This window comes from Dyella sp. 05T440 (genome assembly GCF_056395965.1).
Window position 1 is genome coordinate 128,990 of record NZ_JBFTKN010000013.1, and the last position, 9,417, is coordinate 138,406.

Below are 9,417 nucleotides of genomic sequence, written 5' to 3' on the forward strand. Positions count from 1 at the left end.
GCGTCAGCGGCCCTTTTTTGCGCAGCAAACCTATGGCTCGTCATCCCGGCGCAGGCCGGGATCCAGTGGCGGCGATGCGCGGTCTTCGCGACAGTGATGCTGCTTTATGCGCTGTCGCGAAGACCCATTGCTCTCGCCACTGGATCCCGGCCTGCGCCGGGATGACGATGAGGGGCGGCCATATCGTTATCGCATTGCTCCTCGCAAACCGCATAATTCCCGCCATGAATCACACCGACACTATTGCCGCCATTGCCAGCGCACCCGGCGCCGCCGGTGTCGGTGTGTTGCGTGTGTCGGGACCGGCGGTGCCCGGCATCGCCGCGGAATTGTTCGGACGCGACCCCGATCCCCGCCGCGCGCACTTCACAGCTTTCCGCGAACGCGACGGCGAATTGATCGATCGCGGCCTGCTGCTCTACTTTCCCGCGCCGGCTTCCTACACCGGCGAACACGTGCTGGAACTGCAAGGCCATGGCAGTCCCGTGCTGCTCGACGCACTGCTACGTCGCGTCTGCAGCATCGGCGCGCGTTTGGCGCGTCCGGGCGAATTCACCGAACGCGCGTTTCTCAACGGCAAGCTCGATCTGGCGCAGGCGGAAGCGGTGGCCGATTTGATCGCGGCGCGTTCGCAGGCTGGTGCGCGCGCGGCGCTGCGCTCGATGGAGGGTGTGTTCTCGCGCAAAGTGCACGACTTGCTGCAGTCGCTGATCGCACTGCGTGTGCATATCGAAGCGGCGATTGATTTTCCCGAAGAGGAAATTGATTTTCTCGCTGACCCCAGCATCATGGGTCAGCTGCAGGCGCTGCGCGCGGAACTCGATGCCCTGTTGCGTGAAGCGCAGCGCGGCGTGCGGCTCAATGACGGCTTGCGCGTCGCCATCATCGGACGTCCCAACGCCGGCAAATCCAGCCTGCTCAATGCGCTGGCCGGCAGCGACCGCGCCATCGTTACCGATATCGCCGGCACCACCCGCGATGTATTGCGCGAGCAACTCAACCTCGACGGCGTCGCGCTCGAATTGGCCGACACGGCGGGTCTGCGCGACACCGACGATCCGGTGGAACGCGAAGGCGTACGCCGTGCCCATGGCGAGCTCGCTCGCGCCGACGTCGCCCTGCTCGTCACCGACATCGCGCACGCCGAACACGACCTTGCCCTGCTCGCCGATCTGCCGGCGAGCGTCGAACGCATCGTGTTCATCAACAAGATCGACCTCGCCAGCGGCACGCCGCGTTACGACGTGCGGCCAGAAGCCATCTGGGTGTGGGCCTCCGCGAAAACCGGTGCCGGCCTCGATGCCTTGCGCGACCATTTGAAGCAACTTGCCGGCTCGGGCAGTGGCGAAGGCGCGTTTAGTGCGCGCCGTCGCCATGTGTTGGCGCTTGAGGAAATCGCCCTGCACCTGGATCAGGCCGAGCAGGTGCTGCGGGTTACTCGCGCGGGCGAACTGGCGGCCGAGGAACTGCGCCAAGCGCAGCAGGCACTGGGAGAAATCACCGGCAGCTACACCAGCGACGACCTGCTCGGCGCCATCTTCAGCTCGTTCTGCATCGGCAAATAGCACGCCGGTCTGAGTCCAAGTTCCAAACAACGACAAGACGTTAGCGAACTCTCTGCTGACGTGCCTTAGGCAATGGCGCTAACATGCTGAGTTTGCACGCGGTCGATTCGAATCCAGGCATGCTCTCATTCTTTTTCGGCGCCTTCGGGCTGTCCACACTCTGGCTTGTCCCCCTGCTCTGGCGCGCCGGCAGGACTCTGCTGAAACGGCGCAACAGGTCGGGTGGCGGCGAAGGTTCGATTCGCTACGGGTTGGGCGCGCTGCTGGTGCTGCTGGCCAGTGCCACGCTCGAAGGTCTGGTGATCGATCAGTACACCGATGATGCCAACGCCGGCGGCATGGTGTGTCGCGCGCTGTCGCATGGCATCGGCGGCTTGCTCGGTGGATGGCTCACGACGCTGGCCATGCTGGCGGTGCTTGCTGCTGCGTTGCCGTGGTATCTGGGCATGGGCTGGCCGGCGATGTTCAAGCGTTTGTCGGCGGCTGTCGACGTGATCGCCAGGTTGCTGCAGCGTGCACTGGATGCGATCGCGGCGCGGCGTGGCAAGCCGATCACCCGACGTCGAGCGACCGGCGCGGTGCGTCGCGTGGAGCGTGCATCCGCGAAGCATCGCCGACCGACGCCAGCAGCAGAGCGAGTTGCTCAAGCGGCCGTCGATCCCGTCGTCGCTGCAAAGAGCACGCCTTCATCGGCATCAGCAATGCTACCTGCTGCGTCATCGTCGCGCGTCCCGCCTGTCCGCTACGCGGCACAGCAAGAGCAAGTGATACGCGAGCCCTGGCTTACGCCCAAGCACGGTCGCGTGGCAGCAGCGTCGCCAGGTCCAACGTTTGGTCGTGCCTCGCCATCCATCGCGACCAGCCCGAGCCTGGCGAAGACCTCCGCGTCACCGATCGCCGCCGGCGCCGCGGCGGCACAGGCCCCGCGGCCGATGGAGCCGGTCGTGCCGGCACCGTTGCCGACGCAAGCAGAACCGGTCGTCGACGAGGTGCCATTGGCTGCGGCGGTCGATCTGGATCCAGCACCGCTGCCCGTTGCCGCAACCTTGGCTGCACCGGAGGACACCTCGTCCGATCTCGATCTCGCAGCTGTCGCCCTGCCGTTGCAGGCTGTACCGATCGCACCGGGCCGACGTGTAGCCGCCAATGACGATGAACCCGTCATCACGGCTGCGGACATCACGCCGCTGCCTTCCTCTGCAACAGCGCGAACCCGTTCGACGGCCATGTTGCCGCCGCTCTCCCTGCTCGCGGCGCCACGCCAGGAGCTGACCTCCATCGACGAAGCGCAGCTCGCAGAAACCGGCGAGCTGATCGAACAACGCCTGCGCGAATTCAAAGTGCCGGTGACCGTCGTCGGCGCATCGGCCGGTCCTGTCATCACGCGCTTCGAAGTGGAGCCGGCCGTGGGCGTGCGCGGCAATCAGATCGTCGCGTTGATGAAGGATCTCGCGCGCGGTCTCGGACGGACGTCCATCCGCGTGGTGGAAACCATTCCGGGCAAGACCTGCATGGGCCTGGAGTTGCCGAACGAGCAGCGCCAGATGATCGCCTTGTCCGAGATCCTCGACTCACCGGTCTATCGCGATGCCGATTCGCTGCTGACACTGGCGATGGGAAAGGACATTACCGGTGAACCGGTGGTCGCCGACCTGGCCAAGGCGCCGCACATGCTGGTGGCCGGCACCACCGGCTCGGGCAAGTCCGTCGCGGTGAACGCGATGATCCTGTCGATGCTGTACAAGGCCACGCCTGACGACGTGCGCATGATCATGATCGACCCGAAGATGTTGGAACTCTCAGTCTATGAGGGTATCCCGCATCTGCTCGCGCCGGTCGTCACCGACATGAAGCTCGCCGCCAATGCATTGGCCTGGTGCGTGGCCGAAATGGAGAACCGCTACCGCGTGATGTCGGATCTGCGCGTGCGCAATCTCGCCGGCTTCAATCAGAAAGTACGCGAGGCGCGCGCGGCGGGTCGGCCGCTGATGAACCCGTTCCCCGCGCATCCCGAAGTGCCCGAGTTGCTGGACACTTTGCCGATGATCGTGGTGGTGATCGACGAGCTGGCCGACCTGATGATGGTCGCCGGCAAGAAGATCGAAGAACTGATTGCACGCCTTGCGCAGAAAGCGCGCGCCGCCGGTATTCATTTGATCCTTGCGACGCAGCGCCCGTCGGTGGACGTGATCACCGGCCTGATCAAGGCGAATATCCCAACGCGCGTGGCCTTCCAGGTGTCGTCGAAGATCGACTCACGCACCATTCTCGATCAGATGGGCGCGGAGAGCCTGCTCGGCCAGGGCGACATGCTGTTCTTGCCGCCGGGCACGGGTTATCCACAGCGCATCCACGGTGCCTTTGTTGCCGATGAGGAAGTGCATCGCATCGTGGCGCACCTCAAACTCTACGGCGAACCCGATTACAAGGAAGAGATCCTTGCCGGTCCGCCTAGCGAAGGTTCCGGCGAACTGTTCGGCGAGGAAGCCGGCGATGCCGAACTTGATCCACTCTACGACGAGGCGGCTGCGTTCGTGCTGCGTTCGCGCCGTGCGTCCATCTCGTTCGTGCAGCGGCAGTTCCGCATCGGTTACAACCGCGCGGCGCGCTTGGTCGAAGCGATGGAAGCGGCAGGATTGGTGTCGTCGATGGGTATCAATGGGCAGCGCGAAGTGATTGCGCCAGGGCCTTCGGACTAGCGCGAGCTGTCTGTGGGAGCGCACCCTGTGCGCGACAATCCTACGGAGCGATACACCTCAGCGTGGCTGTCGCGCACAGGGTGCGCTCCCACAGAGAGGGTGCGCTGTCACAGGAACTCCTTGAGCTCCGCTCGCGTCGGCATGCCACCCTGCGCGCCCAATCGCGTCACCGACAACGCCGCCGCCGCACACGCCTTGCGCACCGCGATCGGCAATCCTTCGTGCAGGAAGACGGCCAGTGCGGCGTTGAACGTATCGCCCGCCCCCGTGGTGTCGACTACATCGACTTTAAAACCCGCCTGATGCTGTGGATCGCCGCCGTCGCGGTACCACGCGCCATCGCTGCCACGCGTAAGCACGACGGGCGCGGGTGCGCGTTGCATGAGCGTGCGAAAGTCCTCATCACCGGATGCACCAAGCAGGATGGCCAGCTCATGCTGGTTAGGCGTGAGATAGCGAGCGAGCTTCAACCACTCCATCGGCAACTTCTGCGCGGGCGCAGGATTGAGAATGACTGGTTTGCCAAGCTTTTGACCAAGGCGCAGCGTCGCCTCGACCGATTCGAGCGGTATCTCCATCTGCACGAGGATGGCATCTGCCGACGCCAAGGTGGCATGCGCGTGCTCGATCTGCGCCGGCGTCACGCGGGCGTTGGCGGCGGGCACGACCACGATGTGGTTTTCGCCCTGCGCAACCGTGATGGACGCCGTGCCGCTGCCGCAGTCGGCGATGCGCTCGACATGCTCCAGCGAGATGCCCTCGCGCGCGAGGCCGTTGTGCAGTTCGTTGCCAAAGGCGTCATCGCCCAAGGCTCCGATCAGCGCGACGTCCGCACCCAGGCGGGCCGCGGCCACCGCCTGGTTGGCGCCCTTGCCGCCATGCACGGTGAGAAAGCGTTCGCCAAGAATGGTTTCGCCCGGTTCGGCAAAGCGTGGCGCCAGCGTCACCAGGTCCATATTGATGCTGCCGACCACGACGACGCGTGCCATACCTGCTCCATCACTGCGTTAGGCGAGATGGAGCAGGATAAGGGATGCCGCGGGCGGAATCAGCCGCCGCTGCTGCCCGGCGCCGCGGGCACGTTTTGGCCGCGTTTTTCCTGCATGCGCTCCATCGCCTTCTCGCGCACGGCCTTCCACTTGTCGCGCTGCTCCTGGGTCAGCACGCCACCAATCTGACTGTCGCTGTCCTGCACGATGGCGATGGTCTTGGCGCGGCGGTCGGCGGGCTTGAGGCTGGTGTCGCCGCGTATCGCCTGCAGCTGTTGGCCGCGTTGTTCCAGCAGCGGGCCGATCTTGGCCTGCTGATCCGGCGTCAGCTGCAATTGCCTGGTCAGGCGCTGCAACTGCGTTGGCGCATCGAAGGCGTGCATGTGTTGGCTGCCGGCGGCGGGTGGCGCGTCCTGCTGGGCCCATGCGTGGCCAGACAGCGTGACGGCAAGAGCAATCGCAGCGATGGCGGGAAGGCGTTTCATGGGCGGCACTCCTTAAGGGCGTCTCTGCGGGAACGCGGGCACCCAAGAGCGGTTGACGGTGCAGCGGCCGGTCCCGGCTTGAATCCAAGCCTAGCGCCCCGAACATCAACAGATCGTCCGCCCCCAGGAAACCTCATGATCGAGCTGTACTACTGGCCCACGCCCAACGGCCACAAAGTGACGCTATTCCTCGAAGAAACCGGCCTCCCCTACACCATCAAACCGGTCAACATCGGCAAGGGCGAGCAGTTTCAGCCAGCGTTCCTGGCGATTTCGCCGAACAACCGCATGCCGGCCATCGTGGATACGGCGCCTGCCGACGGTGGTGAGCCGATCAGCGTGTTCGAGTCCGGCGCGATCCTGCAGTACCTCGCCGAGAAGGCTGGCCGCTTCCTGCCGACCGATCCGCGCGGCAAATACACGGTGCTGGAGTGGTTGTACTGGCAGATGGCTGGGCTGGGCCCCATGCTCGGCCAGAACCATCACTTCAGCCGCTATGCGCCGGAGAAAATCCCCTACGCCATCGACCGCTATGTCAACGAGACGCGTCGCCTCTACGGCGTGCTGAACAAGCGTCTGGAAGGCCGCAGCTTCATCGCCGGCAACGACTACAGCATCGCCGATATGGCGGCCTATCCGTGGATCGTGCCGCACGAAAACCAAGGCATGAGCCTGGAGGATTTCCCGCACTTGAAGGCTTGGTTCGTAGCGATCGGCGAGCGTCCCGCCACCCGGCGCGCGTATGCGTTGGGCGAGGATATCAAGGGCAAGTTCGACCTGACGACGGATGAGGACGCGCGCAAAGTGCTGTTCGGGCAGGGAGCGAAGAGCTAGCCGCGAGTGTGAAGAGGAGCGGGAGCCGTCAGAAACGTCGCGCCTTCACGGAGTTTCCGCCCTTTTTCGCCTGCTTCACGCACAAAGCGCTGGTTTCCAAGGGCGCGACGCGTTCTAATCGCCGTTTGTTCTTGCGTACGACGCGTCGCCCAAGGAAGTCTCCATGCGCGCCCTTTTGTTTGCTGCCCTGACGATGGTAGCCCTGCCGACCATGGCCGAAAAACTCACGATCGAACGCATCTTCGACGGTGGCAATCTTGCCGGTGCCGCGCCGCGCGGTCTGCAGATTTCGCCCGACGGCAGCCGCGTGACTTTCCTGCGCGCCCGCGCGGACGATCAGTTCCAGTTGGACCTGTGGGAATACCAGCTCAAGGACAACAAGACGCGCCTGCTGGTGGATTCGAAGAAACTCGAACCCAACGGCGAGCAGTTGTCGGATGCGGAGAAGGCGCGCCGCGAGCGCGAACGCACCGCCGGCCTGCACGGCATCGTGAGCTACCAATGGTCGCCTGACGGCAAGCAGCTGTTGTTCCCGATCAACGGCAAACTCTATGTCGTCGCGCTGGCCACGCCGGACGCGGCTCCCACGCCGCTCGATACCGGCGACAACGTGATCGATCCGAAGATCTCGCCCAAGGGTCGCTACGTGTCCTACGTGCGCGATCAGAATCTATGGGTGATCGATCTGGGCACCGGCGAAGCCAGGCAGCTGACGCATGATGGCGGCGGCACCGTGCACAACGGTGAAGCGGAGTTCGTCGCGCAGGAAGAAATGGATCGCAGCGCCGGCTATTGGTGGGCACCCGACGACTCGGCCATTGCGTTCGAGCGCTACGACGAAGCCAAGGTGCCGGTGACCAAGCGCACCGAGCTGTTTGCCGATCACACCGACGTGATCGATCAGCGCTATCCCGCCGCAGGCGCGCCCAATGTGGCCGTGAAGCTTGGCCTCGTGTCGCCCGCTGGCGGACAACCGCGCTGGATCGACCTGGGCAAGGATGCGGACATCTATCTCACCCGCGTGAACTGGTTGCCCGACGGCAAGCACGTCACCTACCAGCGCATGCCGCGCAATCAGCAGAAACTGGATCTGCGCCTGGTCGACGCGAAGACCCTGGCGCAGCGCACACTGCTCACCGAAACCAGCGACACCTGGATCAATCTCAACAGCGATCTCACCTTCCTCAAGGACGGCAAGACTTTCCTGTGGGGCAGCGAGCGCAGCGGTTACCACCATCTGTATCTGTACGGTCTCGACGGCACGCTCAAGCACGCGGTGAGCGAAGGCGACTGGCAGATCGACGGACTGCTGGCAGTGAACGAGCACACGGGCACGGTCTTCGTGGCGTCGAACAAGGACGCTGTTCCCGAGAAGCAGATCTATGCGCTGAAGATCGACGGCAGCACGGCGAAAGCGCCGGCGCGCATCAGCCAGGGCGCGGGCACGCACGCGGCTTCTTTCGCGCCGGAGGGCAGTTTCTATCTCGACAATTTCTCCAGTGTCGATACGCCGCCGCAGGTCAGCCTGCACAAGTCGGACGGCAGCCTGGTCAGCTGGATCGAGGCCAACAAGCTGGATGAAAAACATCCGTACTGGCCGTATCGCGACAGCCTGATCAAGCCGGAATTCGGCACGCTCAAAGCGGCGGACGGGCAGACGCTGTACTACCGCCTGTACAAGCCGGCCGGCTTCGATCCCACCAAGAAGTATCCGGTGTTTGACATGTATTACGGCGGCCCGCATGCGCAGATGGTCACCAATGCGTGGGGCGACTACTTCAACCAGTACATGGCCAACCAGGGCTTTGTGGTGTTCACGCTGGACAACCGCGGCATGGCGCGCCGCGGGCGCCAGTTCGAGAACGCCATCTACCAGCAGCTGGGCGCGGCCGAAGTGGACGATCAGCTGGTCGGCATCCATTGGCTGAAGTCGCAGCCGTGGGTGGATGCCAAGCATGTGGGCGTGTTCGGATGGAGCTATGGCGGTTACATGACCACCATGATGCTGGCGAAGGCTTCGGATGAATTGGCCGGCGGTGTGGCGGTGGCGCCGGTGACCAACTGGCGGCTCTACGACACCTTCTACACGGAGCGTTATCTGGGGCGGCCGCAGGACAACGATTCGGGTTACACGCGCAGCTCGCCGATGGCGTGGCTCGATGGGCTTACCTCGAAGTTGTATCTCGTGCACGGGATGGCGGATGACAACGTGCTGTTTCTCAACTCGACCGAGTTGATGGCGGAGTTGCAGAAGCGTGGGACGCAGTTTCAGTTCATGGCGTACCCGGGGGCGAAGCATGGGCTCAACTTGCCCGGGCAGCGCAGTCACGTGTATCACCTGATTGAGAATTTCTTTCAGCAGCAGGTGAAGGGGGCGGCGGCGGTTGTGCCGGTTGCACCGAAGGCTGCAGCGGTGCCGGCGGCGGCGACCACTACGCGCTAGCTTTTCATTCCATCTGGCATCGCGGGACTTGCCCGCTGTTTGCTCGTCATCCCGGCGCAGGCCGGGATCCAGGAGCGATGGACTTCGGTTGTCGCGATACGGCGATCTGGCTCGCCTGCCGCGGGCTTCCGTCCTCCTGCCTGAGGACGGGTCACTTTCTCTTGCTTGCCCAAGAGAAAGTAACCCACGGAGAAGGGCCCCCCGGATGACGCGCCTTCCGGGCCTGCGGCCCTCCAGGTGCGCGGGCGGGTTGCGGGGTTTTTCGACAGGACATCCCTGTCCTGTCGAAAAACTGGCCGCATCCATGCGGCCACCCTTCGGGCTTTCCTCCACCCGCCCGCCGCGTCATACGGGGACCCCGAGGGCGAAGAGCCACACCAAGAGCCGAACAACGCCAGGCGC

General features: G+C 64.3%; 6 protein-coding genes. 4 read left to right on the forward strand and 2 right to left on the reverse strand.

The features are described 5' to 3' along the window. Positions 1–224 precede the first annotated feature (224 nt). Both mnmE and AC1DE1_RS16825 read left to right on the forward strand, forming a co-directional pair. Positions 225–1,565, forward strand: a complete 1,341-nt coding sequence (gene mnmE / locus AC1DE1_RS16820) for a tRNA uridine-5-carboxymethylaminomethyl(34) synthesis GTPase MnmE (protein WP_441601820.1) — start codon at positions 225–227, stop codon at positions 1,563–1,565. Positions 1,566–1,684: 119 nt separating this feature from the next. Then, positions 1,685–4,264, forward strand: coding sequence for a DNA translocase FtsK 4TM domain-containing protein (locus AC1DE1_RS16825; RefSeq protein WP_441601821.1), 2,580 nt, complete (start codon positions 1,685–1,687; stop codon positions 4,262–4,264). A 107-nt stretch (positions 4,265–4,371) separates the two neighbouring features. Here AC1DE1_RS16825 and rbsK read toward each other — a convergent pair whose 3' ends face one another. Both rbsK and AC1DE1_RS16835 read right to left on the reverse strand, forming a co-directional pair. Further along, the gene (gene rbsK / locus AC1DE1_RS16830; RefSeq protein WP_441601822.1) at positions 4,372–5,253 is read right to left on the reverse strand and encodes a ribokinase; all 882 of its coding nucleotides are present in this window, start codon (positions 5,251–5,253) and stop codon (positions 4,372–4,374) included. Positions 5,254–5,312: 59 nt separating this feature from the next. Continuing rightward, the gene (locus AC1DE1_RS16835; protein WP_441601823.1) at positions 5,313–5,738 is read right to left on the reverse strand and encodes a hypothetical protein; all 426 of its coding nucleotides are present in this window, start codon (positions 5,736–5,738) and stop codon (positions 5,313–5,315) included. A gap of 135 nt (positions 5,739–5,873) precedes the next feature. On the opposite strand from AC1DE1_RS16835, the gene AC1DE1_RS16840 reads away from it, so the two are divergent. After that, positions 5,874–6,572 carry a glutathione S-transferase N-terminal domain-containing protein gene (locus tag AC1DE1_RS16840; RefSeq protein WP_441601824.1) on the forward strand — a complete coding sequence of 233 codons (699 nt, stop codon included), beginning with the start codon at positions 5,874–5,876 and terminating at the stop codon, positions 6,570–6,572. A 163-nt stretch (positions 6,573–6,735) separates the two neighbouring features. Beyond that, positions 6,736–9,015, forward strand: a complete 2,280-nt coding sequence (locus AC1DE1_RS16845; protein WP_441601825.1) for a S9 family peptidase — start codon at positions 6,736–6,738, stop codon at positions 9,013–9,015. Positions 9,016–9,417 lie beyond the last annotated feature (402 nt).